Genomic DNA, 25,271 nt, shown 5'->3' with positions numbered 1-25,271 from the left:
AACCTCATGCCAGTTTTTCCAATACGTGTGCGATCGCCTCATTGGCGTCGCGCTTGCCTGCTGCCAGCGCCGCTTGCGCCATGTGCTGGCAGGTATCCCGCGTCAAGGACGCCAGCAAGGTGCTCAGCGACGCGGCACTCATTTCCGTCTGCGGCAGATGAATCGCCGCGCCTTGTTTTGCCATCCATTGCGCGTTGTCGCGCTGGTGGCTGGTGGTCGACGCCACCAGCGGCACGAGCACGCTGGCCACGCCGGCCGCCGTCAATTCCGACAGGGTGATCGCGCCTGCGCGGCAAATCACCAGGTCGGCCTCGGTATACGCCTTGGCCATGTCGTCGATGAAGTCGACCACATTGGCTTGCACGCCCGCCTGCGCATATGCGGCATGCAGGGCGTCGATATTCTTCTTGCCCGACTGGTGCGTCACCAGCGGACGCTCGGCTTCCGGCATCAGCGCCAGCGCGGCAGGCAGATTGTCATTCAGCGCTTTCGCGCCCAGGCTGCCGCCGACCACGAGGATGCGCAACGGTCCGCTGCGGCCCGTGAAACGCATGGCAGGCGGCGCCATGGCGAGGATCTCGGCGCGCACGGGATTGCCCGTGACGACGGCCTTGCCGGCGGCGCTGCCGAAATCGGCAGGGAAACCAAAGCACACCTGCTGCGCCAGCGGCACCAGGGTCTTGTTCGACAACAGCAGCGCCGCGTCGGCATTGACCAGCACCAGCGGCACGCCTTTGAGGCGCGCCATCAGGCCGCCCGGCACGGTGACGTAGCCGCCCATGCCCATCACCACGTCAGGCTTGCGGCTGGCGATGAAACGGCGGATGGCAAAAAAACTGGCCAGCATTTTGAAGCCGCCCTTGAGCGTATGCGCCAGGCCCTTGCCGCGCATGCCGGAAAATGCAATGGCGTCCATGGGAATGCCGCTCTTCGGCACCAGGTCCTGCTCCATGCCATGGGTCGTGCCCAGCCAGCTCACTTCCCAGCCGCGCGCGCGCATCGTCTGCGCAATCGCCAGGCCCGGGAAAATATGGCCGCCGGTGCCGGCCGCCATGATCATCAGTCTTTTTGTCGTTTTCAAGTTCGTCACGTTGTTCATAGCCGGCCCCCGCGCATCAGGATCCGGTTTTCGTAGTCGATGCGCAGCAAAATCGCCAGGCCGATACAGTTAATCAGTACGCCCGTGCCGCCATAGCTCATCAAGGGCAAGGTCAGGCCCTTGGTCGGCAGCAGGCCCAGGTTCACGCCCATGTTGATGAAGGTCTGCACGCCGATCCAGATGGCGATGCCCTTCGCCGTCAGGCCCGCAAAGGTCTGGTCGATGGCGATCGCCTGGCGGCCGATGTCGAACGCCCGCTTGATAATCCAGTAAAACATGCCGATCACGACCAGCACGCCGACCAGGCCCAGTTCCTCGCCGATCACGGCCAGCAAAAAGTCCGTATGCGCTTCGGGCAGGTAGTGCAGCTTTTCCACGCTGCCGCCCAGTCCCACGCCAAACAGCTCGCCGCGCCCGAAGGCGATCAAGGAGTGCGTCAGCTGATACGCCTTGTTCAGCGCATTGTCTTCCTGCCACGGATCAAGATACGCAAAAAACCGCTCGCGGCGGAATTTCGACAAGGCGATGATGGTGACGAAGATCGCCGTCAGCATGGCGCCGATGCCGCCGAACCAGATGGCGTTGACGCCGCCCAAAAACAGAATGCCCATGGCGATGCAGACGATCACGCCGAAAGCGCCCAGGTCGGGCTCCATCAGCAGCAGCAGGCCGACGAAGCTGACGGCCAGCGCCATCGGCATGAAACCCTTGGTCAGCTTGTGCATGTATTCCTGCTTGCGCACCGTGTAGTCGGCCGCGTACAGCACCATCACCACTTTCATCAGCTCGGAAGGCTGCGGCCGCAGGCCCGGCAGGTTCAGCCAGCGGCGACCGCCATTGACCGACACGCCCAGGCCCGGTATCAGCACCATCACCAGCAGCACCAGGGTGCCGATGAACAGCCACGGCGCCATCTTTTGCCAGGTGGCGACGGGGATGCGGAACACCAGCGCGCCGACAATGATCGAAATACCGATGAACAGCGCCTGACGCACGACGAAATAATTGTTCGTGTAGGCGGCGAACTTGCGCGCGTCCGACAGCGAAATCGACGCCGAATACACCATCACCATGCCCAGCAACATGAGCAGCAGGACGACCCATACCAGCGGCTTGTCATAGTCCATCATCTTCGACTGCCGCGCGCGGCTATCCAGCGGCTTGGCAGCCGAGCCGGAACCAAAGCTGAAGGGCAGTTGGAAGGCCATCAGATATCCTGTCCGTTTTCCAGGGCGATGTCGCGCACGGCGTCGACAAACACCTGCGCGCGGTGCGCATAGTTCTTGAACATGTCCAGGCTGGCGCACGCGGGAGACAGCAGCACGCAATCGCCGGCCAGCGCCAGGCTGCTGGCGCGCTTGACGGCTTCCGGCAAGGTGGCGCAGTCGACGATGTCCACGCCGGACGGTTCAAGCGCCGCGCGCAAGGCTGGCGCATCGCGCCCGATCAGCACCACGGCGCGCACGTAGCGCGACACAGGTTCGGCCAGCGGCGAGAAATCCTGCCCCTTGCCGTCGCCGCCGGCGATCAGCACCAGGCGCTGTTCCGCGCCGCCAAACGCCTTGCCCAGGCCAAACAGGGCGGCTACCGTCGCGCCCACGTTCGTGCCCTTGCTGTCGTCGTAATACTCGACTTCATTGACGGCCGTGATCAGCTCCACGCGGTGCGGCTCGCCCTGGTATTCGCGCAAGCCATGCAGCAGCGGCGCGAATGGCAGGCCGATGGCGCGGCACAGGGCCAGCGCCGCCAGCGCATTCGCGGCATTGTGCTGGCCGCGGATTTTCAGCGCGTCGGCCGGCATCAGTTTTTTCGCCATCGTCGGCACCGGTTCCGGCGCCGGATCGTTCTTCCTGCGTTTTTTCTCGATCACTTCTTCGCTGGGCACGGCCTGCGCCAGCCAGAAGATGCCCCGTTCATTCACCAGGCCAAAGCTGTCGACTTCCGCCGGCTCGCCCGTGCCGAAGGTGATCGTCTCGGACAGCGGATCGGCCATGTGCATCACAAGCGCATCGTCGCGGTTCAGGATGCGTACGGTCTGGTCGCCGAAGATGCGCGCCTTGTCGGCAGCGTAGGCCGCCATGTCGCCATGCCAGTCCAGGTGGTCCTGCGACAGATTCAAGACCGTGGCCGCATCGGCCTGCAGGCTGAACGTCGTGTGCAGCTGGAAGCTCGATAGCTCCAGGATCCACGCCTGCGGCAAGGTGCTGGCGACGGCTTCGGCGGCTTCTTCTCCTTCAGCGACAGGCTGCGGCGCCGGTTCGGCGTCGAGCACTTCGCGCAGCACGTCGAGCGCGGCCGGGCTGATATTGCCGGCCACGCGCGTGGCCAGGCCCGCACGTTCGCACAGCAGACCTGCCAGGCTGGTGACGGTCGTCTTGCCATTCGTGCCAGTGATGGCGATGACTTTCGGCGCATAGCCGCGTTCCGTTTTCAGCGCGGCCAGCGCCTGCGCGAACAGTTCGATCTCGCCCCATACGGGGATATTTTTTTCAAATGCGGCCGGAGCGATGTGCGCCAGTTCGCGGCCAGGTGCCAGGCCGGGGCTGACGGCGACGAAGTCGACGCCATCGAGCAGGTCGGCCGTGAAGGCGCCGGCGATGAACTGCGCCTGCGGCACGGCGGCCTGCAAGGCTGCCAGGCGCTCGGGCGCCTCGCGCGTGTCGGCTACCCGCACGGTCGCACCGCTGCTGGCCAGCCACAGGGCCATGGCCAGGCCTGACTCCCCAAGGCCCAGTACCAGTGCGGTTTTAGCGTCGTACATCATCAGCGCAGCTTCAAGGTGGTCAGGCCGAGCAGCACCAGCATCATGGTGATGATCCAGAAACGCACGACAACCTGCGTCTCTTTCCAGCCTTTTTGTTCAAAATGGTGATGCAATGGCGCCATCAGGAAGACGCGGCGGCCAACGCCAAAGCGCTTCTTGGTGTACTTGAACCAGACGACCTGGATGATCACGGACAGCGTTTCGACGACGAAGATGCCGCCCATGATGAACAGGACGATTTCCTGGCGCACGATGACGGCGACGGTACCCAATGCGCCGCCCAGTGCCAGCGCGCCCACGTCGCCCATGAACACTTTCGCGGGGTGCGTGTTATACCAGAGGAAGGCCAGGCCGGAACCGGCCAGCGCGCCGCAGAAGATCACCAGCTCACCGGCGCCAGGAATGTGCGGGATGAACAGGTAGCGCGCATACGTGGCGTTACCCGTCAGATAGGCGAACAGGCCCAGGGCCGTGCCTACCATCACGGTCGGCATGATGGCCAGGCCATCGAGGCCGTCGGTGAAATTGACGGCATTGCTGGTGCCGACGATGACGCAATAGGTCAGCGCGATGAAGCCCCACACGCCCAGCGGATAGCTGATGGTCTTGAAGAACGGGACGATCAGATCGGCCTTCGGCGGCAAGTCCATGGCGAAGCCCGATTGCACCCAGGCGTAGATCAGATTCCACACCTGGCCGGCATTGGGCTCGGAGATCGAGACGGAAAACGCCAGGTAAAAGGCGGCGGCGAGGCCGATCAGCGACTGCCAGAAGTATTTCTCGCGCGAGCGCATGCCTTCCGGATCCTGGTGCACCACCTTGCGGTAGTCGTCTGCCCAGCCGACGGCGCCAAAGCCCAGGGTGACGATCAATACGGGCCAGATGAAGCGGTTCGACAGGTCGGCCCACAGCAAGGTCGAAATGCCGATGGCGATGAGGATCAGCACACCGCCCATGGTGGGGGTGCCGTGTTTTTTCAGATGCGTTTGCGGGCCGTCCGTACGCACGGCCTGGCCGACCTTCATGCGCGTGAGCATGCGGATCACGGCGGGACCGGCGCACAGGCCGATCAGGATCGCCGTCAAGGTGGCGAAGACGGCGCGGAACGTGATGAAGTTAAAGACCCGCAGTGGGCCAATGTCGTCCTGGAAATAATGAGCGAGCCAGAGCAGCATGATTAGTGAGCTTCCTTGTTATTGTTGTTTGAACCAATCAAATGCTGCACGGCCCGTTCCATCTTCATGAAACGGGAGCCCTTGATTAATACTGTTGCATCCGAACGGCCGGACAAATGCGCATCGAGCGCCGCCAGCAAACCGTCGAACTGTTCGAAATACTCCACGACCGTGCCTGATTCCTGGCTCGCGGCTTCCTGCGCCGGATTGACCAGATGGCGCGCCAGGCCGCCCGTCGCCAGCACGTGTTCGATGCCTTTGGCGGCGGCGTAAGCGCCGATCTCTTCGTGGAACTGCTGCCCCTGCGTGCCGACTTCGCCCATCTCGCCCAGCACCAGGATGCGCGGTGCCGCGGCCTGCGCCAGCACATCGATGGCCGCGCGCGCCGAATCGGGATTGGCGTTATACGTGTCATCGATGATGGTGGCGCCGTTGGCGGCACGTTTTTTCTGCAGGCGGCCATTCACGGGAGAAAACGCCTCCAGGCCCTGCTTGATCTGTTCTGGCGCGATGCCGGCGCCGATCGCGCATGCCACGGCCGCCAGCGCATTGCGCACATTGTGTTCGCCCGCCGCCTGCAAGCCGACAAAGAACTGGCGCAAACTGCCATCCGGTGCGCGTACGCTGACGAACAGGTCGCTGCCAAAATCCTCGGCAGCGCGGTGCGTGCAACTCACGTCCGCCTCTTTCGACAGGCCGAAGGTGATGACGGCGCGCGCGCCGGCCAGTTCGCGCCACACGGGCGTATATTCATCGCCATGCGGGAAGACGGCCACGCCGTCATGCGCCAGGGCTGCCAGCGCGGCGCCGTTCTCGCGCGCCACGGCTTCCACCGTATGCATGAATTCCTGATGCTCGCGCTGCGCGTTGTTGACCATCGCCAGCGTCGGCGCGGCAATCGCGGCCAGGCGGGCGATCTCGCCCGGATGGTTCATGCCCATCTCGATGACGGCCGCCTTGTGCTGCTCGCTCAGGCGGAACAGGGTCAATGGCACGCCGATTTCATTATTCAGGTTGCCGCGCGTGGCCAGCCTACCCTCTTCGCCAAAGGCCGCCGCCAGGATGGACGAAATCATCTCCTTGACGGTGGTCTTGCCATTGCTGCCGGTGACGCCGATGACGGGTACATTGAAACGGCCGCGCCAGTGGCTGGCGATGCGGCCCAGCGCCACCAGGGTATCGGCCACCACGATGGCCGGCACCTTGCCGCTGTCCCAGCCTTCAGGCAAGCGCTCGACCACCACGGCGGCGACGCCGCGCGCGGCCACCTGGTCCAGGAAATCGTGGGCGTCGAAACTCTCGCCGCGCAGGGCGACGAACAGCGAACCGGCTGGGGCGCTGCGGCTGTCGGTGGAGACGCCGTCAAAAACGGCGTCGCCCGTCAGCTGCGCGCCTTGCAGCGATGGCATCAGTTCCGTCAGGGTCGTGCGCATCAGTTCGTCCTCATCATCGTCAGGCGCGCGGACAGGGCCAGCTGCGCATGGTCGGCATCGGAGAACGGCAGTTTCTTGCCCTTGATTTCCTGGTACGGCTCATGGCCCTTGCCCGCCAACAGGATCACGTCCGGCTTGGCGGCGTGCTTGATGGCCGACAAAATGGCGCCGGCGCGGTCTTCGATGGCTTGCGGCTGCGGACCGTCGGCACGCATGCCGGCGACGATCTGCGCGATGATGGCGTGCGGGTCTTCGCTGCGCGGATTGTCGCTGGTGACCAGCACATGATCGGCCAGCTGCGCGATGGCGCCCATCTGCGGACGCTTGCCCGGATCGCGGTCGCCGCCGCAGCCGAACACGCACCACAGCTGGCCGCCACGCTCCTGCGCCACCTGGCGCAAGGCAGCCAGGGTTTTTTCCAGCGCGTCCGGCGTATGCGCGTAATCGATGACGACCATAGGCGCTTCCTGACCGCCCACCTGCTGCATGCGGCCCGGGGCCGGCTGCAGCGATTCGATGCCGTCGATGGCGGCGCGCAGGCCGGTGCCGTGCGCCAGCAAGGCGCCCAGCACGGCCAGCGCGTTGCTGATATTGAAGTGGCCCACCAGCTGCGTCTTGATCAATGCCACGCCCAGCGCGCATTCCAGGTGGAAGTCGGTGCCGGCATGGCGGCTGCGGAACTGGCTGGCGCGCAGCATCAGCACGCCCGGCAAATCGGGCAAGCTGGCCGCATCCTGCAAGGTGTAGCCGATGACGGGATATTCACCGGCCAGCTTGCCGTCCACGTGGCGCGCCAGGCGCAGACCCATGGCGTCGTCCAGGTTGATGACGGCCGTTTTCAGGCCGGGCCAGTCGAACAGTTTGACTTTGGCCGCCTCGTAGGCCGCCATGTCGCCATGGTAGTCGAGGTGGTCGCGCGTCAGATTGGTAAACATGGCGACGTCGAAATGCATGCCGGCCGCGCGGTCCTGATCCAGGCCGATCGATGACACTTCGATGGCAACGGCCTTGGCGCCGGCGGCGCGCATGGCGGCCAGTTTGCGCGCCAGCAGCACGGCATCCGGCGTGGTGTAGCCGGTGACGTCGAATTCGATGGCGCCGCGCGGCTTGCACAGGCCCACGCCCAGGGTACCGATGACGGACGATGTTTCACCGAGGCGCGCCAGGGCTTGCGCCAGCCACAGCGCGCACGAAGTCTTGCCATTCGTGCCCGTCACCCCGGCGCTGAACATGGCGCTGTCGGGCATGTCGTAAAAGGCATGCGCCACGGGGCCGGCCAAGCGTTTCAGGTCGCTGACCAGCAGGTGCGGCACGCTCCAGGCGGAGTTCCACTCCACGGCGTCATGCACGATGGCGGCGGCGCCCTGCTCGATGGCGGCTTCGATGAAATGGGTGGCGCCCGCATAGGCGAAAAACACGTCGCCGCGCTGCACGCGGCGCGAATCGGACGTCAGCTGCCCGGACGGGGCAGCCGTTTTGATCCACAAACTGATGTCTTGTATGGTCATGAGTGACTTCACATGGCCTCCGGGCCGGCATTGGCCGGGACCACGATTTCGGTAACGGAGGAATCGGGCGGAACGTTCATCGCGCGCAGCGCGTTGGTCGCAATCGCCGCGAAAGCGGGAGCGGCAACCTGGCCACCATAGTGGGCGGGGCCGGTTGGTTCATCGATCATCACGGCAATGATGAAGCGCGGCGCCGACATCGGCACCATGCCCACGAAAGAGCCGATATATTTGCGCGGCATCGCATAGCGACCGTTTTCCACTTTATAGGCGGTACCCGTCTTGCCGCCCACGCGGTAGCCGGCGACCTGGGCGCGCTTGGCCGAGCCGTGCGCGCCGGAGACGACGAGTTCGAGCATGGCGCGCATTTCGGCGGCCGTCTTCGGCTTGATCACTTGCTGGCCCACGGGTAGTTCATTGACCTTCTGGAACGACAGGGGAATCGTGTCGCCATCGCGCGCGAACATCATGTAAGAGCGCGCCAGCTGGATCAGCGAGACGGAAATGCCGTTACCGTAGCTCATGGTCGCCTGCTCCACCGGGCGCCACGATTTATACGGACGCACACGGCCGGCCACGGCGCCGGGGAAGCCCCATTTCGGCTGCTGGCCGAAACCCACCTTGGTAAACATTTCCCACATTTCCTGCGACGGCATGCCCAGCGCGATTTTCGAGGTGCCGATGTTCGACGACATCTCGATGATTTCGGAGACATTGATCACGCCGTGCGGCTTGGTGTCGGTGATCGTGCGGTCGGCGATGGTGTAGCGGCCCGGGCCCGTGTCGATCAGGGTGCCCGGCTTGACTCTGCCCGTGTCGAGCGCCAGCGAGACGGTGATCGGTTTCAGGGTCGAACCAGGCTCGAAGGTATCGGTCATGACGCGGTTGCGCAGCTGCTGGCCCGTGAGCTTGCGGCGGTCGTTCGGGTCGTAGCTGGGGTAGTTGGCCAGGGCCAGCACTTCGCCCGTGTGCACGTCGAGCACCACGGCGCCGCCGGCCTTGGCATTGAATTTTTCCACCGCTTCCTTCAACTGCGTGAAGGCGATGTACTGGATCTTGCTGTCGACGGACAGGGTCAGGTCCTTGCCGTCATGCGGTTCGTGGATGAAGCCGATGTCTTCGACGATGTGGCCCAGGCGGTCCTTGATCACGCGGCGGCTGCCGGTAGTGCCGACGAGGGTTTTCTGCTGCGCCAGTTCCATGCTTTCCTGGCCCACGTCTTCCACGTTGGTAAAGCCCACCACGTGGGTCATCACTTCGCCCTGCGGATAGAAGCGCTTGTATTCCTTGCGCTCGTCGATGCCGTCGATGCCGAGCTTGGAAATCTTGTCGGCCACGTCCATCTCGACCTGGCGTTTCAGGTAGACGAAGCTGCGGTCCGAATCTAGCTTCTTGCGCAATTCGTTGACGTTCATTTCCAGCAGGCCGGCCAGCGCATTGATTTTTTCGGGCGACGCCTGCAGCACGTCGTCAGGGATGGCCCAGATGGCTTTCACGGGCACGGACGAAGCGAGCACCTGGCCGTTGCGGTCGGTGATCTTGCCGCGCGTGGCAGGCAATTCCAAGGTGCGTTCATAGCGCGCCTTGCCCTGCTTTTGCAGGAACTGCGTCGACACGCCCTGCAGCCACAGGGCGCGCGCGCCCAGGCCGGCGAAAGCGAAGAACAGCAGGAACAGCACGACGCGCGAACGCCAGACGGGCAGACGCACCGCCAGTACGGGGTTCTTCGAGAATGGCACGCCTTTCGATGCCGCCACCCGGCCGTTGCTATTACCGCCCAACTTCATTATTCGCCCTCCGTCAGGTATTGCGTACGCGCCGCCGTCAGCGGCGTCATGCTCAGGTCGCGCCGCGCGATCGATTCGATGCGTTCATGCTTGCCCAAAGTGGACTGGTCCAGCTGCAGTTGCGCCCAGTCGATGTCGAGCTGGCGCGACAGCGCTTGCGCGCGCTCCAGGTCGATCAGCAGGTGGCGCGACTGGTACTGCGCGTTCACCAACGACAGGCCACAGCACACCAGCAGGGCCGACAGCACGACACACAGCTTGCCAGTCATCGGGCGCCGCCACTAACTGGAATGGGCAAACGCTGCGCCACGCGCATCACGGCCGAACGCGAGCGCGGGTTGCCCTCGATCTCGGCGTCGGACGGTTTCATCTTCGAAATCAGCTTCATTTCCGGCTGCGGCAAGTCGACCGCGCGGATCGGCAGGCGGCGGTCAGGCTGCTCCACGTTCGCCTTTGAGGCGAAGAAGCGCTTGACCATGCGGTCTTCCAGCGAGTGAAAGCTGATCACGGCCATGCGCGCGCCGGGCGCCAGGCAGGCATACGCCTGATTCAGGCCGATCTCGAGATCCTCGAGCTCTTTGTTAATGAAAATGCGTATGGCCTGAAAGGTGCGGGTAGCGGGGTCCTTACCCTTCTCGCGGGTCTTGACGGCGCCTGCCACGATGCCGGCAAGCTGTCGTGTGCTTGAAATTGGCTGGACTGCCCGGCCAGCAACAATCGCCTTTGCAATCTGAAAAGCAAACCGTTCTTCCCCATAATCGCGTATCACTTTCTCTAAATTCTGCTCGGTTTCCACCGCCAGCCATTCGGCTGCGGAGATGCCGCGCGTGGTATCCATGCGCATGTCCAGCGGTCCGTCATTGCGGAAGCTGAAACCGCGCGCCGCGTCGTCGACCTGCGGCGACGAGATGCCCAGGTCGAGCAAAATGCCGTCCACCTGCCGCACGCCGCGCTCGGCCAGGCTGGCCGTCATGGTGGCAAAGCTGTCGTGGACGATCTGGAAACGGGGGTCGGCGATCTGTTCGGCCGTGGCAATCGCTTGCAAATCCTTGTCAAAGCCGATCAGGCGCGCGTCGGGCGCCAGGCGCGACAAAATCAATCGGCTATGGCCGCCGCGGCCAAACGTGCCATCGACGTAAACGCCGTGCGCGCGGTCGCCCGACAGGTCGAGCGCATCGACCGCTTCATCGAGCAGCACCGTGCGATGCTGAAATTCCGGCACCGTGAGTTGTGTCATTACGGAGCCTTAGAAAGAAAAATTGGAAAGTACATCGGGGGTGCCGGCATCGATCGCCTGCTGTTCTTTTTCAGCCAACTTGGCGGCATCCCATATTTCAAAGTGGCTGCCCATGCCGATCATCATGACTTCGCGCGCCAGCCCGACGGCGTTGCGCAATTCAGGCGAGATCAGCACGCGGCCGGCCGAGTCGAGCTCGACGTCGACGGCGTTGCCGAGGAAGATGCGCTGCCAGGCGCGCGCCGACATGGGCCAGGCGGCGATTTGCTGGCGGTGGCTTTCCCACACGGGACGGGGGAAAAACAGCAGGCAGCCATCGGGGTGTTTGGTCAGGGTCAAACGGCCTTCGCATTGAATCGCCAGCGCGTCACGGTGCTTGGCAGGGATAGACATCCTGCCTTTGGCATCGAGATTGATTGCGGACGCGCCTTGAAACACGGAAGACCTTTTTTGAGCTTGGGTTGCGACGCTTGCGCATCACGATGAAAAGGGAAAATTTCCCACAAAAACACACTTTTTCACACAGTTGCCCACTTTAGAGGAAGCAAAGATAGTGGTCAAGCGGTTTCCGATTGGCAAAACAGGAATTTTATTAATGAAATTAAGGACTTAGCGCATATCGTTGAAGGAGTCTCAAATAAAAATATATCGATAAATTAGATACTTATGAAAGATAGTGAATGTGGTACCTCATCTGCACACATGTGTTTTCCTACCGTAAACATCGAAAAAAACGAAATCGAAAAATTGAATTTTTTACAGTTAGTTGACACATGACAATACTTTCGTCATCCGGGCACAACAGCAATCAGCCGCTGCGAAAGACTTGGTTTAAAGCAAAAAATAATCATCCATGGCGCGTACCGGCCCTGTTTTCGAGGGCTGACCTGACGCAGGAAAACTATTTTTGCAATGCAGCAATTAATTGTAGGCGGGAAACTTTAACCAATTGTTCACTTTTAGTTGTATATACAACTTTATCTTAAGTACTATAATTTTAGAAACAAAAAAAGCCCCGTTGCGGGGGCTTTTGGGGTGGCGCGCGGCAGGCAAAGCGCCGCGGCCGGGATGCCCCCTGGCAAGCCAGGGAACAGGAATTCAAGTGAAGCAGGCCGGTAGGCCGGATTTTGTTACGGCGCCTTCCCTTGCAGGTCGGCGCTATGACAGTCATTCCTCTAGGCGCCAGATTACTCGGGCGCTCAAGCTTTCTACCCGCACGCTCCGCGAGCAGCATCATCGCGTGCCTATTTGAAATTGCACCAGGTGGAGGTTACCGCGTTTCACCGTAACTTAATACGCTCGTCTCTGTGGCCCTATTCCTCGCCTTATACTCCCCCAACATACAAGTACGCCGGGTCGGCTTTCAGCGGACGGCCGTTAACCGTCACCCCGCTCTATGGAGTCCGGACCTTCCTCCCGCCAACGCATTGCTGCGCCGGCCAGCGACTGTCTGGCCTGCTTCACCCGCCATTGTACCGCGCCGCAGCATGTTTCTGCAAAAGCGCGGCACGCCAGTCGGGGGATTGTGTAATTCGGTGTCGCCATTTCAAAAGCCGGGCCAAATCGGCTCACATAGAATGAGGCAAGCTGCTTGCATGCAGGCGCATGCAGGCGCATGCAAGCAGCTTGCCCCATTTCTTTGCCACCCACTAGAATATAAAGAGCCGAACATGACGCAACAACCCCGTACCGGCGGCCAGATCCTGGTCGATGCCCTGCAGATCCACGGTGTCGACACCGCCTTTGGCGTGCCTGGCGAAAGCTACCTCGACGTGCTCGACGCCCTGCACGATTCGGGCATCCGCTTCATCATCAACCGCCAGGAAGGCGGCGCCGCCTTCATGGCCGAAGCCTACGGAAAACTGACGGGCAAGCCGGGCATCTGCTTCGTCACGCGCGGACCGGGCGCCACCAACGCCTCGATCGGCGTGCACACGGCCTACCAGGATTCCACGCCGATGATCCTGTTCATCGGCCAGGTGGGCAATGATTTCGTCGACCGCGAAGCGTTCCAGGAAATCGACTACCGCCGCATGTACGGCCAGATGGCCAAGTGGGTGGCGCAGATCGACCGCGCCGAACGCATCCCCGAATACCTGGCGCGCGCCTTCCAGGTGGCCACCAGCGGGCGCCCCGGCCCCGTCGTGCTGGCCCTGCCGGAAGACATGCTGATCTCCCTGGCCACAGTGGCCGACACGCGCGCCTACCAGCCGGTGCAGGCGGCGCCGTCCAGCGCCCAGCTGCAGCAGTTGCGCAGCATGCTGGCGACCGCCAAGCAGCCGCTGGTCTTGCTGGGTGGCACCACCTGGACGCCGCAAGCGTGCGCCGACCTGCAACAGTTCGCGGAAAGCAATCAGCTGCCCGTCGCCTGCGCCTTCCGTTTCCAGGACTTGCTCGACAATGCCCACCCGAACTACATCGGCGACGTCGGCATCGGCATCAACCCGAAACTGGCCGCGCGCGTGAAAAATGCCGACCTCGTCATCGCCATCGGCCCGCGCCTCGGTGAAATGACGACGGGCGGCTACACCCTGTTCGACTCGCCCGTGCCGCGCCAGCGCCTGGTGCACATCCATACGGATGCCGAGGAACTGGGCAGCGTCTACCAGGCCGAACTGATGATCAACAGCGGCATGCCGCAAGTGTGCGCCATGCTGGCCGCCATGGCGCCCGTCGATGCGTCCGCCTGGCAGCATACGCCAGCCGAAGCGAAGGCCGAGCTGGCCGCCTACCAGAAGCAGCCGCCCATCTTCCAGGATGGCCAGGCGCCGCTGAACCTGTGGCAAGTCACGCAAGAAATCATGGCGCAAGTGCCGGCCGACACCATCCTGACGAACGGCGCCGGCAATTACGCCTCGTGGGCACACCGTTTTTATCGCTACGGCGGCCTGCGCACGCAACTGGCGCCGACCAACGGCGCCATGGGCTACGGCGTGCCGTCCGGCGTGGCGGCGAAGATCGTGCATCCCGAGCGCACCGTGATCACGTTCGCCGGCGATGGCGAATACATGATGAACGGCCAGGAACTGGCCACCGCCGTGCAATACCAGGCGGGCGTGGTCATCATCGTCTTCAATAACCAGATGTTCGGCACCATCCGCATGCACCAGGAACGCGATTACCCGGGCCGCGTGTCGGGCACGACCCTGCACAACCCGGATTTCGCGGCGCTGGCGCAAGCGTATGGCGCGCATGGCGAAGTGGTGAATACGACAGAAGCGTTCGCCCCTGCCCTGCAACGGGCGCTGGCGCACGCCAGGGCGCACAATCTGCCGGCCTTGATCGAGCTGCGCTACGACGGCAATCTGATCACGCCAAACGCAACGCTCGCCACCATCCGCGCCACGGCGGAAAAGGCGCAGGCGGCAAAGTAAGCCCCTTGCAACGCTGAAAATAACAAAGGCCCGGTCGATACCGGGCCTTTTTCTTGTTGACAGCGGCAATCGCTCAGGCAGCGGGCGCTGGCGCGCTTTCCTCGGCAGGCACTGTCTCGGCCGGCGCTGGCGGCATCGGCGGGCATGGCGTGCAGTTTTTCAGGGGACGGCCGAAATCGCGCACGCGGCTCAGCTTCATGGGCATGCGCACATTGCCGCCACAATAATCGCCTTCCAGGGTCAGGGTCTGCCCATCCTTCGAAAACTTGCCGACGATGGTGCGTTCTTCGCTGTCGGCGCCAGCGATGGTGAAGTCGAAAGCGCCCGTGGCGGCGTCCAGATTGACGTCGTTGGCCACGATGGGCCAGCTCAGGGCGCCTGCCGTGAATTCATAGATGACGGAATCGGCCTCGGCAAAGCGGTGCAGGGTGACGCGCTGGCCGCCGATTTCGCCGCTATCCTTTTGCAGGCACAGGTCGGAATAGACGGCCACGCCGTAGCGTTCCAGTCCGGCCGGTTTCTTGCCCTTGACGGCGGCGACAGCGGCGCCCGTGGCGCCCGCGAGCAGCAGCGCGGCCAGCAAGGCGGCCAGGCGTGGCGAGGTGTATGAATACATGGCATTCCTTTACTTGAGTAACGGCGCCATTATAACTGGCGCCGCCAATGCAAAAACGCGCCGCCAGGACTAGCCTGGAGACGCGTTTCCTTGCTTATCAGCATCCCCGAAGGGATGCTGGCAGCGGTACTAAGCTTCGCTTGCGCGAATATTAGAACGAGTGACGAACACCAACGTTGAACGCTTGGTCGCCCGAACCAACATTGCTGTTGTTACCAACGGTGTAACCAGCGTTGTTTTTGTTCGAGATTTTAGCGTACGAAGCGTAGGTGCTGGTGCGCTTCGACAGAGCGTACGAGTAGCCCAGTGCGAACTGGTTCGCATCGGCGTTGATGCCCGATTTGTCGTTGACGTGGATAACCGAAGCCATCACGGTGCCAGCTGGACCAACTGGTACGGTTGCGCCGATCAGAGCGGTGGTGCTGTCGTCGCTAAAGCCGCCACGCGATGCGGTGTTGTAGAAATCAACATTGCCGTTGTTACGCAGCGAGCTGTTTGCACCTTTGTTGACGCCGTATGCAGCATACGCTTTCACAACGGTGAAATCGTAGTTAGCGGCTACCAGCCAGTTACGTGCGCTGCCAGCATCGCTGATTGCGGTTTCGTTGCTGGTGGTGTTGTAAGCAACACGTGCGTTCAAAGGACCGTTGGTGTAGCCAACCGATGCGCCCATTTGGCGACCGATTTTGCTGGATACCAGGCTCTCTTGGTCTTTGTTACCGGCGCTGTAAGCAACGTCAGCGTCAAAGCCGCTGAAGTTTGGCGAGGTGTACAGCACGGTGTTGCTGGTACGGGTCGTGGCTGCTGGGAACAAGTTCTTGGCCGAACCGGAGTAACCAACTGCGAATGGATCAGCAACTTTCGACAGGGTGTTGTACCAAGGGGTGTATTGACGACCCAGGGTTACGGTACCAGCCGTTTTGCTGCTCAGGCCAACATAGGCTTGACGGCCAAACAGAGCGTCGCCTTCTTGCGAACCGGAATCAACTTTGAAACCCGATTCCAGAACGAACAGTGCCGACAGGCCGCTGCCCAGATCTTCGGTGCCTTTGAAGCCGATACGCGAAGCCGAAGCAATGCCGCTATCGATTTTGTTGACGGTGCCGGCTTTGCCGCCGCGCTCGCTGACGAAACCAGCGTCAACGGTACCGTAGATAACAACGCTCGATTGAGCTTGGGCTACGCCAGTGGCTGCTGCCAGAACTGCCAGGGTGATCAGAGTTTTTTTCATTGCGATTTCCTTTAATTTTGAAGCAAAAAGTAATACAGCCTATGCATCTCGAGCTGCGCTCTAACAGAGCGCTTTTTATGAGTGAGGGCAAGGTCTCCACCTGCCACATTGCTGTTCCGGTCAGGGGAACAATTCATATCGGTATCGGCACGCTATTGCACCGATAAGCTTGAAGGCTGCAGAGCGACCGTATTTTCATGCGCCGGTTCGGTGCTCAAAGGGCACCGGAAGCGGCACTATAACGACCGTTTCACATTCCATCAAGTTCCAACATGTTACTTCCGGTACCAGGCCGAGTGCTTTTTCAGGCATCCCGGTCATCGCCAACCGTACTACGCGATAGAGCCAGTGCCCCTTGCCAACCAATGCATTGGCCTGATTGACCATTCCATCATAGCGCATGCCTTGTCGACACCCGTTGTATTAGTGCAACAGTATCAGGCGCATGATTAAAACATCAACATGCTTTACCCATCATTTGGCCTGCATGATTTACGCGACAAAGCGCACAATTTGTCAGGCGATAATGGATAAACGGTACGAAGCATACACGGCATCGCCATTGTTTGCTGCCGGACGCCCGAAAACGGGAAATAATGCGCCCTGTTTTGGTGCGTTGCCGCATGATTCAGGGGCGTAGACGCGATTTCCGACGTCGGCATGCGCATCGAAAAAATGGGCAGAGTAGCAACACAATTACTGACTTTCCGGTAATTTAAATTGCTCACATAGAAATGTTTTTCAAGTTTTCCGGCACGCGCGCCGGGTACCGGGCGGGAACGGATGAGGACGACTCTTGCTTGCAAATTGCGCATCAGTTGAAACAATTTCTTACAATGTTGCCTTCTCAATATTTTGATATATTTGTGTCAAAAAAACGACACATTGAGCGAAATCAAGTTTTCTCCGACTCAATTCCACACAATTTACTTTTTCTTTTTAGCATTTTTTGCTTAAAAGCATCAACAAACACGCTTAGCGCTGGCTTGCGCGCCGGAGCATGCGCATGAAACCACCGAGCACAGGCAGTTTTTCATACAATTCTTCCGCCGCATCCCAATAATCGCGGTGCAATACCACCCTCCCCTGCGCATCGAAACGCAGATGTGTTGCTCCACGGATACATTGTTCGCCAGCCACCAGGCGTTTCATGCGAAAACGAAACTCCCACGTGAGGAAGGCTTGCTGCCCCTGCCCCAGGCTTTCCAGCACGACAAAGCGGGGCGCATCGACTTGCACGAACATGTGCTCGAAGATGGCCAGGATGGCGGCATGCCCCACCACCTCGTTGAACGGGTCCTTGAACTGGGCGTCTGGCGCGTACACGGCGCCCAGCTGAGCCAGGCTCTCGATGCTCAGGTGCTCGTAAAACGCCACCAGACGCGCCAGCGCACCTTCCATGGTGGTGTTCATAAGCCCGTCACCTTGCGGATCAGCCAGAAATAGGCGCGGTACGGCAACAGCCGCGCCAGGCGCAGGGTATTCGTAAAGCGCTTGGGAAAGTGGATGTGGAACTGGCCCCGCTCGATGCCGTCGAGCATGGCGGCGGCCGCGTCCCGCGCCGTCATCAGGGCTGGCATGGTGAAATCGTTGTTCGCCGTCAGGGGCGTGGCGACAAAACCAGGGTTGATCTGATACACGCCGATGCCGCGCGGATGCAAGTCCAGGTACAGCGACTCCGTCAGGTTGATCAGTGCCGCCTTGCTGGCACCGTACGCGAGCGCCTTGGGCAAGCCGCCATAACCGGCCACCGAGCCGACGATGCCGATGCCGCCGCTGCCCTGGCGCAACAGCCACGGCAAGGCCTGGTCCAGGCAATTGAAGACGCCGCCCACGTTCAGGGCCAGCAAGCCCTGGGCCGCCTCAAGGTCGAAACTATCGGCGCGCATGACCTGATAGCCGCCGGCGACCACCAATATCAGGTCGATATGCGTCCACTGCTGCTGCAATTGCGCGCTGACGGCCCGCAGCTGCGCATGCTGGGTGATATCGAGCGGCAAGGCCTGCGCCAGCGGCTGTCCCTCGCATAACCGTTCGAGACTGGCGCGGTGGCGGGCAGACAAGGCTACGCAGGCGCCCTGCTCCAGCAGCAAGGTGGCGCAGGCGGCGCCGATGCCGCTGGACGCGCCGATGATCCACACGCGCTTGCCGGCCCAGCTGGTGATCTTGCGATTCATGGGGCCGCCTGCGGACGCTTGCTGAACGACAAGGTGACGGCGCCCAGGCTGAAGCCGAACTTGCTCATGGCGGCGCGGTTGAGCATGACCTTGTCATCCATCAGGAACATCCAGTCCTCGAAGTCGACGTGGTAGACCGTGCCATCGACGGGCAAGGCCAGTACGTATTGCCAGCGCAGCGCATTGCCGGCCACTTCGCCGACGGCCTCGCCGATCACGTCGGGCGCGGTGCCGATGAAGCGCCCGGGCGCCGTCTTGCGCAAGGTCCACACGCGGCGTTGTTTGCTGCCGTCGGAATACGTGAAATCCTCGTCCAGGGTGCCCGTCTCGCCCGCCCAGCTGGCCCGCATCACGACCGTGAAGCGCTTGACCACCTTGCCGGAGCGGTCCTGGAAAATGCCGTGGGCATCGAGCGTGCCATTGAAATACTGTTGCAGATCCAGTTTCGGCAATTCCTGCGCGTAGGTGGCTGGCGTGGGCGGCGTGGAGCAGGCGGCCAGCGCCAGCAGCAAGGCCGCCAGGGCGCCGCGTTTGCAAAATGTCATGAGGCGCATGTGCGAGTCTCCGAAGGTTGTGTATATATATGTTGCAGGGGCGCGCGCCACAGCAGCAGCGCGGCCAGCAGTTTCAGGACGCAGGGCAGCAAGGCGTAGGCGGCGGACAGGGCAGGCAAGCCGCCGCTGCCGCCCGGCACATAGCCGAGCCAGGCCAGCAGGGGCAAGGCGATGCCGGCCGCCAGCGCCAGGCTCATCTGCACGCCCCAGTTCCACCAGCCGAAATACGCAGCCTCATGCCGCCCGGCATGGCCGGCCGCGCCGATCAACCCTGCCAGCAGGGCCGGCGGCAAGGCCAGGTCGGCGCCCAGCGCCAGACCCGACAGCAGGCAGATGCTGGCAAAACCCCAGGCCGCGCCCGCGCCCAGGCCATACGTCCAGACAAACACGGTCGCGGCCAGCAGCATGGCGCCGCCCCAGGCGCGCGCCTCGCCAAAACGGCGCGCCAGGGCCACCCATACGGGCATCGAGGCGGCCGCGGCGCAAAAGTAAACGATCAAAAATGGCCCCGCATAATGGCCCAGGCGCAAATAGTCGGTGGCAAAGAACAGGAACAGGGTGGCGGGAATGGCGGCCGCCACGCCATTGACGAGCAGGACGGCAAACAGCCAGCGGAACGCGCGCTGGCGAAACGGCAGGCGCCAGGCGCCAGCGAGCAACGCCTGCGTACCTTGGCGCAAAACCGGACGCGGCGCGCGCGCCAGCAACAGCGCGCCCGCCGCCAGCAGGCAGACGGCAAAGGCCAGCGACAAGCCGTCATAGCCGAACACGGAAGTGAGCCCAGCCGCCAGGATGACGCCCAGCAAACCGCAGCCTTCGCGCACGGCCGCTACCCGCGTCCGCTGCGCGCGCAGCTGGCTCAAGGCCGCGCCCCAGCTCTGGTGGGCGATGCCGGCCAGGCCATAGGCGGCGTAGACAAGCAGCAAGGCGGCCAGGAACCAGGCCAGGGTGGCCGCTTCCTGCATCGCGGGCGGATGGAACAGGGCGCCAAAGCCCAGCAGCAGCAAGGGCAGTGAGGCGCCGATCACCACGGCATAGCTGCGCCCGCCGCGCGCCATCCAGGCACCGAGGGCCGGATCGATGAAAGCGGCGGCGATGCGGGCCGCCAGCAGCACGGCGCCGATCTGCGCCAGGTCCAGGCTGCTGCGCTGCGCATAAAACGGCGCGACATATATATAGATGGGCAGCGCCAGCATGGCCAGTGGCAAGCCGAACAGGCCATAACTGAACAAGGCAGGCAAGCTCAAGGCGCCGCCCACGGCATTCATGGCAGCGGCGCCGCGCTCTGCAGCAAGGCCGCGCGCAGCTTCGGCGCCGTGGTCGACGGCGACAGCCAGATGGCGAAGAAGGCGCGCGCGAAGTCGCCGTCGCTCACGTCGGCCAGTACCTTGCCATCGAGATAAAAGCGCACGCCGGGCGCGATGCCGGCCCGGTAGACGCCCGCGATGCGCTGGTCTTCCTTAACGTCAGGAAAGATACGCTGCATGGTGGCCAGCCAGGCCAGGCGCTGCTCGGGCGTGCCGGCGCCGATTTTCTGCATCTGTTCATAACTGGCTTCGGCGATCTTCTTACCGTCGAGCGCGCGCGCGTAGCGCAGTTCCAGCACAAACGGCGCCGTTGCGGACGCCGCGCCCTGGTAGCCCTGCGGGCCCACCCAAAGTTGCGCGCGATAAATACGCATGCCGAACCACGTGTATTCGCCTTCGCCCGCCAGGCGGGCTTCGGGCACGTCGGCGGCGATAAAGGCAGGCGGCGCGGCCGCGGCGCCCAGCATGGTCAAGGACAGGACGACAGTGGCAAGCAGGCGGCGCATGGTCAGTCCTTGATCAGGGTAAATTGCATCACATCCGTGTTATGCGCCTGGAAGGCGGCCTCGCAATACGCGAGGTAAAACTCCCAGGTCAGCAGGAAACGGCCATCGAAACCTTGTTTTTCCAGCGCCGTGCGCTGAGCCAGGAAGCTGGCGCGCCACTGGCGCAAGGTTTCCGCGTAATCGAGGCCAAAGCTGAAAGCGTCTTCCACGCGCAAGCCCTGCGCCTCGGCGGCGCGGCGAAACTCGGCCGGCGACGGCAGCATGCCACCCGGAAAAATATACTGTTGAATAAAATCCGTGCTCTTGCTGTAGCGTTCGAACAATTCATCGGCGATGACGATGGTCTGGATGCAAGCGCGTCCGCCCCGCTTCAGGTTGCGCGCCACGCATTCGAAATAGCCGGGCCAGTAGCTTTGCCCCACGGCTTCGAACATCTCGATCGAGGCGATGGCGTCGTACTGGCCGGCGCTGTCGCGGTAATCGCACAGCTGCAGGTCGGCCTGCCCTGCCAGCCCCGCGTCGTGCAGGCGCTGGCGCGCATAGGCAAGTTGCTCCGTGGATAGAGTCAAACCCGTCACGTGCGCGCCGTGGTCGCGCGCCGCCGTTTCCGCAAAGCCGCCCCAGCCGCAGCCGATTTCCAGCACCCTGGCGCCTGGCTGCAGCTGCAGCTGATCGGCGATGCGCCGGTATTTCGCACCTTGCGCCTGCTCCAGGCTGGCGCCTTCGGTGAACAGCGCGCTCGAATACGTCATCGATGGATCCAGCCACAGCTGATAAAAGGCGTTGCCGATGTCGTAATGGGCGTGGATATTCTTCTTGCTGCCGGCCCGCGAATTGCGATTGAGCAAATGCCGGACCTTGTAGACCAGGTTGCCCCACCAGTTACCGTAGATCAGCGATTCGATGTGCGCGCGGTTGCGTATCATCAGCTCGATCAAGCCCGGCAAATTGTCCGTGCGCCAGTCGCCGGCGATAAACGTTTCCGCAAAGCCAATGTCGCCCGAACGCAGGACTGCCGCACACAGGCGCCAGTTGTGCAAGTCCAGGGTGACGGGGTGGCTGCCATCGCCGTACAGCAAGATGCTGCCGTCCGGCGTGCGCAGGCGCAGGGCGCCATGCTGCAATTTTTCCAGCAAGCGCAAGATCACCCGTCCGGAAGCAGGCACGTCCAGGTGCGTGTGATCGGCCGTGTGGTCGGGACGGACGCAGGCGCGCGCCTGCAGGCCGGTCGGCAGGGAATCGGAGCTCATCGGGACACCTTTTCTTGTGGGGGAAGGGGTTTGCTGAAAAACGGCACGCGGCGCAGCCACAGGCGCAAGGCTTGCCAGTGAATGCGCGCCATCACGCCTAACGTCATCAGGGGGTAGCGCAGCAAGGCCCAGGCGATGGCGCCATCGCGCAGCGGCTGCGCCGTGCCGGACAAGCTCGTCTGCAGCAGCGGGCCGTCGAGGTCGTCGTAGTCGACTCTGGCCAGGTGGCGTTCGCCGTCCTGTTCGCTATTGCGCAGGAAACGGAAGCGATACCTCCCCTCCACCTTGCAAAACGGCGACACGTGGAAAATTTTCTTGGCGACCAGTTCGTTGCCATACGCGATGGCGCCGCCCTGTTCGAGCAGGTACAGATGGCGTTCGCCGAAGGTATTGCGCACATCGCAGACCACGGCGCGCAGCGCGCCATCCGGGCGGTGGCAAAACCAGAAACTGACGGGATTGAAGACATAGCCGAACATGCGCGGCATGGTTTGCAGCCAGATTTCGCCGCCCGCGTCCGACACGCCATGCTGGCGCAGCAAACCGTCGATCCAGTCCAGCAGCGGCGTCGCACCATCGCCGTGGTCGCTGTCGCGGAAGGACAGCACATTGGCGCCGTTGCGCGAAATCAACCTTGCAGGAAAATCGTGAGCACCCAGGCTGCGCAGGGGCAGGCGCAGATAAAACATGCCATAACTAAAAGCATGCGCACGCGGACGCAAGCGCGCATGGCGCACCAGTCCCAGGCACAGCTGCGGCTGCGGCTGCGACGGCTGCGTGGGATCACGCGGCATGGCCAAGCTCCGCCGCCGCCATGCCATTGAGTACTTGCGCCACGGCCAGGCCAGACTTCAAGCCGTCTTCATGGAAACCATAGCCCGTCCACGCGCCCGCGAACCACGTGTGCTGCGCGCCCTGGAAGCCGGCCAGGCGCGCCTGGGCGGCAATGGCCGCGCCATCGAACACGGGGTGGGCATACGAAAATTCGTCGATGATGCTGGCCGGAGCGGGCTCGTCGAGGGGATTGAGCGACACGATGACGGGCGTGGTAAAGGGCAAGGGTTGCAGCTGGTTCAGCAAATAATGCACGCACACTTGCGGCGCCTCGCCTTCCGCTACCGCCGGCCGTCCCTGGTAGTTCCAGGCCGACCAAGCCTTGCGGCGCTGCGGCAGGCAGGACGCATCCGTATGCAGCACAGCGCGATTCGGCTGGTAGCGCACGGCTTCGAGCACGGCGCGCTCGTCGTCGCGGATATCTCCCAGCAGGGCCAGCGACTGGTCGCTGTGGCAGGCGAGCACGACGTGATCGACATGCTCGACGCCGGCGGCCGTGTGCAGCTCGACCATGCGCGCGCCACCGTGCGGCTGGCGGCGCACGGCCAGCACGGGGCAAGCCAGGCGCTGCTGCGGGATACCTGCCAACAATTTTTTCACATACTCGCGCGAGCCGCCACGCACCGTGCGCCATTGCGGCCGGTCGCTCACTTGCAGCAAGCCATGGTTGTGGCAGAAACGGATGAACGTGGCCAAGGGAAAGGCCAGCATCTGGCGCGCCGGGCACGACCAGATGCAGGCGGCCATCGGCAGCAGATACCAGTGGCGAAATTCCTCGCCATAGCCGTGCAGGTCGAGAAATTCACCCAGCGGCATGGCCGGCGCCGGCACGCTGGCCGTCGCCAGGGCGCTGGCCTGGCGGTTGAAGCGCAGAATATCGCGCAGCATGCGCAGGAAGGCGGGGCGCAGCAGGTTGCTGCGCTGGGCAAACACGGTATCCAGGTTGGCGCCGGCCCATTCCAGCACGCGGGCATCGGACGCGGTGCCCAGTGGCATTTTGACGGAAAACGACATGTCGCTGTCGGCCGCCTCGACGCCGAGCTCGTCAAACAGTTGCACCAGGTTCGGATACGTGGCGTGATTGAATACGAGAAAACCCGTGTCCACGCCATGCGTGACGCCATCGAGCGTGACATCGACCGTATGGCTGTGGCCGCCAAAATAATCGCCCGCCTCGTACAAGGTGACGTCCTGGCCAGCTTGCGCCAGGCGATAGGCACACGACAATCCTGCGATTCCTGCTCCGACGACGGCAATTTTCATGAGTGCACCTGTATTAAGTTTGTCCTGGACAAATAAGACTCATGGATAATCGATGAAATATTGATTTATGTCAATGAGCGTCCTGAGCCGTTCAGAAACTTATACGTAGGCAATTCCTAATCGGATTCAGCTATTTGGTACGGGGCGGCGGAAGGCGTAAAATGCATGCCACGTTCTTCCGCAAGCGAGCAAAGCCACCCTGGTATGGATACTGACCTGCAACCTACTTCCGCCTTCAGCATCAGCGATGTCGAACGCGATACCGGACTGGCCAAGGAAACCTTGCGTGTGTGGGAGCGCCGCTACGCCTTTCCCCAGCCCCAGCGCGACGCCTTTGGCGAGCGCAGCTACCCGGCCGAGCAAGTGCAAAAATTGCGCATGGTCAAGCGCCTGCTGGACCTCGGATTTCGTCCGGGCAAAATCATGCAGCACAGCACCGTGCAACTGCAGCAGCTGGCCAGCGCCGGCAGCACGGCACCGTCGACGCCGGCGCCCCAGCTCGAACACTATCTGGCCCTGTGCCGCAGCCACCAGATGGAGGAACTGGGCGGCGCCCTGCGCCAGGCACTGGCCGTGCTGGGCCTGAAAGCGTTCACCATCGACGTCATCGCGCCGCTTACCGGCATGGTGGGCGAAGCGTGGGCTTGCGGCGAGCTGGCCGTGTATGAAGAGCATCTGTATAGCGAAACCTTGCAGACGGTGATGCGCCACGCCATTTTTTCCCTGCCGCAAGCGAGCAGCCCGTCCACGCGCACGCCGCGCATCGTCCTCAGTACCTTGCCGCAGGAGCGCCATGGCCTGGGCCTGCTGATGGCCGAGGCGCTGTGCGCGGCGGCCGGCGCCCATTGCATGTCGCTGGGGGTGGAAACGCCGCTGACGGACATCGTCGCGGCCGCCCGCGCGCAGCGGGCCGACATCGTCGCGCTATCGTTTTCCAGCGCCAGCAAGCAACGGCAGACGCGCGACAGCCTGCAGCAACTGCATGCAAGCTTGCCGCCAAGCATGGAATTGTGGGCCGGTGGACGCAGTCCCGTGTTGTACCGCCAGCCGCCGCCCTTTTTGCATGTGCTGGACTTGCGGCAAGTCGACGAAAGCATCGCCGACTGGCGCCGCCGCCATCAGGCGCTGGCCCTGCAAACCCATTGATCCCACTGGA

Annotated in this window: 22 protein-coding genes and 1 other RNA gene; 2 read left to right on the top strand and 21 right to left on the bottom strand. The window is 62.6% G+C overall.

Annotated elements, in window-relative coordinates:
- Positions 1–4: 4 nt before the first annotated feature.
- From murG to rnpB, 11 genes are all read right to left on the bottom strand, one after another.
- Entirely contained in the window at positions 5–1,099 is a 1,095-nt protein-coding gene (gene murG, locus FG13_RS23475) for an undecaprenyldiphospho-muramoylpentapeptide beta-N-acetylglucosaminyltransferase (RefSeq protein WP_081922689.1), read from the bottom strand.
- Positions 1,096–2,307, bottom strand: a complete 1,212-nt coding sequence (gene ftsW / locus FG13_RS23470) for a putative lipid II flippase FtsW (RefSeq protein ID WP_035824835.1) — start codon at positions 2,305–2,307, stop codon at positions 1,096–1,098. The genes murG and ftsW overlap by 4 nt, the downstream gene beginning before the upstream one ends.
- A complete protein-coding gene (murD, locus tag FG13_RS23465) occupies positions 2,307–3,863 on the bottom strand; it encodes a UDP-N-acetylmuramoyl-L-alanine--D-glutamate ligase (protein ID WP_035824833.1) in 1,557 nt (518 codons plus the stop codon). The genes ftsW and murD overlap by 1 nt, the downstream gene beginning before the upstream one ends.
- Positions 3,863–5,038, bottom strand: a complete 1,176-nt coding sequence (mraY, locus tag FG13_RS23460) for a phospho-N-acetylmuramoyl-pentapeptide-transferase (protein WP_035824830.1) — start codon at positions 5,036–5,038, stop codon at positions 3,863–3,865. The genes murD and mraY overlap by 1 nt, the downstream gene beginning before the upstream one ends.
- A 2-nt stretch (positions 5,039–5,040) precedes the next feature.
- On the bottom strand, positions 5,041–6,471 hold the full coding sequence (locus tag FG13_RS23455; RefSeq protein ID WP_035824828.1) for a UDP-N-acetylmuramoyl-tripeptide--D-alanyl-D-alanine ligase: 1,431 nt from the start codon (positions 6,469–6,471) through the stop codon (positions 5,041–5,043).
- The gene (locus tag FG13_RS23450; RefSeq protein ID WP_035824825.1) at positions 6,471–7,979 is read right to left on the bottom strand and encodes a UDP-N-acetylmuramoyl-L-alanyl-D-glutamate--2,6-diaminopimelate ligase; all 1,509 of its coding nucleotides are present in this window, start codon (positions 7,977–7,979) and stop codon (positions 6,471–6,473) included. Before FG13_RS23450 ends, FG13_RS23455 begins: the two co-directional genes overlap by 1 nt.
- A gap of 8 nt (positions 7,980–7,987) precedes the next feature.
- The gene (locus FG13_RS23445; RefSeq protein ID WP_034748891.1) at positions 7,988–9,766 is read right to left on the bottom strand and encodes a peptidoglycan D,D-transpeptidase FtsI family protein; all 1,779 of its coding nucleotides are present in this window, start codon (positions 9,764–9,766) and stop codon (positions 7,988–7,990) included.
- Positions 9,766–10,035: a cell division protein FtsL gene (gene ftsL, locus FG13_RS23440; RefSeq protein ID WP_034748894.1), complete on the bottom strand. Its 270-nt coding sequence runs from the start codon at positions 10,033–10,035 to the stop codon at positions 9,766–9,768. Before ftsL ends, FG13_RS23445 begins: the two co-directional genes overlap by 1 nt.
- On the bottom strand, positions 10,032–11,003 hold the full coding sequence (gene rsmH, locus FG13_RS23435) for a 16S rRNA (cytosine(1402)-N(4))-methyltransferase RsmH (protein WP_035824823.1): 972 nt from the start codon (positions 11,001–11,003) through the stop codon (positions 10,032–10,034). Before rsmH ends, ftsL begins: the two co-directional genes overlap by 4 nt.
- 9 nt (positions 11,004–11,012) lie before the next feature.
- Positions 11,013–11,441, bottom strand: coding sequence for a division/cell wall cluster transcriptional repressor MraZ (gene mraZ / locus FG13_RS23430; protein WP_035824821.1), 429 nt, complete (start codon positions 11,439–11,441; stop codon positions 11,013–11,015).
- Between the two features lie 662 nt (positions 11,442–12,103).
- Positions 12,104–12,465: RNase P RNA component class A (gene rnpB / locus FG13_RS29230), an RNA gene on the bottom strand.
- 208 nt (positions 12,466–12,673) lie between these two features.
- Here rnpB and FG13_RS23425 point away from each other — a divergent pair.
- Positions 12,674–14,377, top strand: a complete 1,704-nt coding sequence (locus tag FG13_RS23425) for a thiamine pyrophosphate-binding protein (RefSeq protein ID WP_035824819.1) — start codon at positions 12,674–12,676, stop codon at positions 14,375–14,377.
- A 73-nt stretch (positions 14,378–14,450) separates the two neighbouring features.
- Here the strand turns inward: FG13_RS23425 and FG13_RS23420 are convergent, their stop codons facing one another.
- The 10 genes from FG13_RS23420 to FG13_RS23375 all read right to left on the bottom strand — a co-directional run bounded on the left by FG13_RS23420 (position 14,451) and on the right by FG13_RS23375 (position 24,115).
- Positions 14,451–14,993: a hypothetical protein gene (locus FG13_RS23420; protein ID WP_035824816.1), complete on the bottom strand. Its 543-nt coding sequence runs from the start codon at positions 14,991–14,993 to the stop codon at positions 14,451–14,453.
- A 151-nt stretch (positions 14,994–15,144) separates the two neighbouring features.
- Complete coding sequence (locus tag FG13_RS23415; RefSeq protein ID WP_035824813.1) at positions 15,145–16,224, bottom strand: porin; 1,080 nt, start codon at positions 16,222–16,224, stop codon at positions 15,145–15,147.
- Between the two features lie 975 nt (positions 16,225–17,199).
- Entirely contained in the window at positions 17,200–17,637 is a 438-nt protein-coding gene (locus FG13_RS23410; RefSeq protein WP_035824811.1) for a nuclear transport factor 2 family protein, read from the bottom strand.
- On the bottom strand, positions 17,634–18,401 hold the full coding sequence (locus tag FG13_RS23405; protein ID WP_035824809.1) for an SDR family NAD(P)-dependent oxidoreductase: 768 nt from the start codon (positions 18,399–18,401) through the stop codon (positions 17,634–17,636). Before FG13_RS23405 ends, FG13_RS23410 begins: the two co-directional genes overlap by 4 nt.
- Positions 18,398–18,946, bottom strand: a complete 549-nt coding sequence (locus tag FG13_RS23400) for a DUF3833 family protein (RefSeq protein ID WP_035828645.1) — start codon at positions 18,944–18,946, stop codon at positions 18,398–18,400. Before FG13_RS23400 ends, FG13_RS23405 begins: the two co-directional genes overlap by 4 nt.
- On the bottom strand, positions 18,943–20,223 hold the full coding sequence (locus tag FG13_RS23395; protein WP_035824807.1) for an MFS transporter: 1,281 nt from the start codon (positions 20,221–20,223) through the stop codon (positions 18,943–18,945). The genes FG13_RS23400 and FG13_RS23395 overlap by 4 nt, the downstream gene beginning before the upstream one ends.
- Positions 20,220–20,768 carry a chalcone isomerase family protein gene (locus FG13_RS23390; RefSeq protein WP_035824805.1) on the bottom strand — a complete coding sequence of 183 codons (549 nt, stop codon included), beginning with the start codon at positions 20,766–20,768 and terminating at the stop codon, positions 20,220–20,222. The genes FG13_RS23395 and FG13_RS23390 overlap by 4 nt, the downstream gene beginning before the upstream one ends.
- A gap of 2 nt (positions 20,769–20,770) precedes the next feature.
- Positions 20,771–22,018: an SAM-dependent methyltransferase gene (locus FG13_RS23385; RefSeq protein WP_035824803.1), complete on the bottom strand. Its 1,248-nt coding sequence runs from the start codon at positions 22,016–22,018 to the stop codon at positions 20,771–20,773.
- Positions 22,015–22,812, bottom strand: coding sequence for a DUF1365 domain-containing protein (locus FG13_RS23380; RefSeq protein ID WP_035828644.1), 798 nt, complete (start codon positions 22,810–22,812; stop codon positions 22,015–22,017). The genes FG13_RS23385 and FG13_RS23380 overlap by 4 nt, the downstream gene beginning before the upstream one ends.
- A complete protein-coding gene (locus tag FG13_RS23375) occupies positions 22,802–24,115 on the bottom strand; it encodes an NAD(P)/FAD-dependent oxidoreductase (RefSeq protein ID WP_035824801.1) in 1,314 nt (437 codons plus the stop codon). The genes FG13_RS23380 and FG13_RS23375 overlap by 11 nt, the downstream gene beginning before the upstream one ends.
- 165 nt (positions 24,116–24,280) lie before the next feature.
- Between FG13_RS23375 and FG13_RS23370 the strand changes: the two genes are divergently transcribed.
- The gene (locus FG13_RS23370; RefSeq protein ID WP_235211794.1) at positions 24,281–25,261 is read left to right on the top strand and encodes a MerR family transcriptional regulator; all 981 of its coding nucleotides are present in this window, start codon (positions 24,281–24,283) and stop codon (positions 25,259–25,261) included.
- The last annotated feature ends 10 nt before the right edge of the window (positions 25,262–25,271 follow it).

This window comes from Janthinobacterium sp. RA13 (assembly GCF_000745325.1).
Lineage (GTDB): Bacteria > Pseudomonadota > Gammaproteobacteria > Burkholderiales > Burkholderiaceae_D > Janthinobacterium > Janthinobacterium rivuli.
The sequence above is the reverse complement of the archived record's forward strand: the minus strand, read 5'-3'. Positions and strand labels throughout refer to the sequence as shown.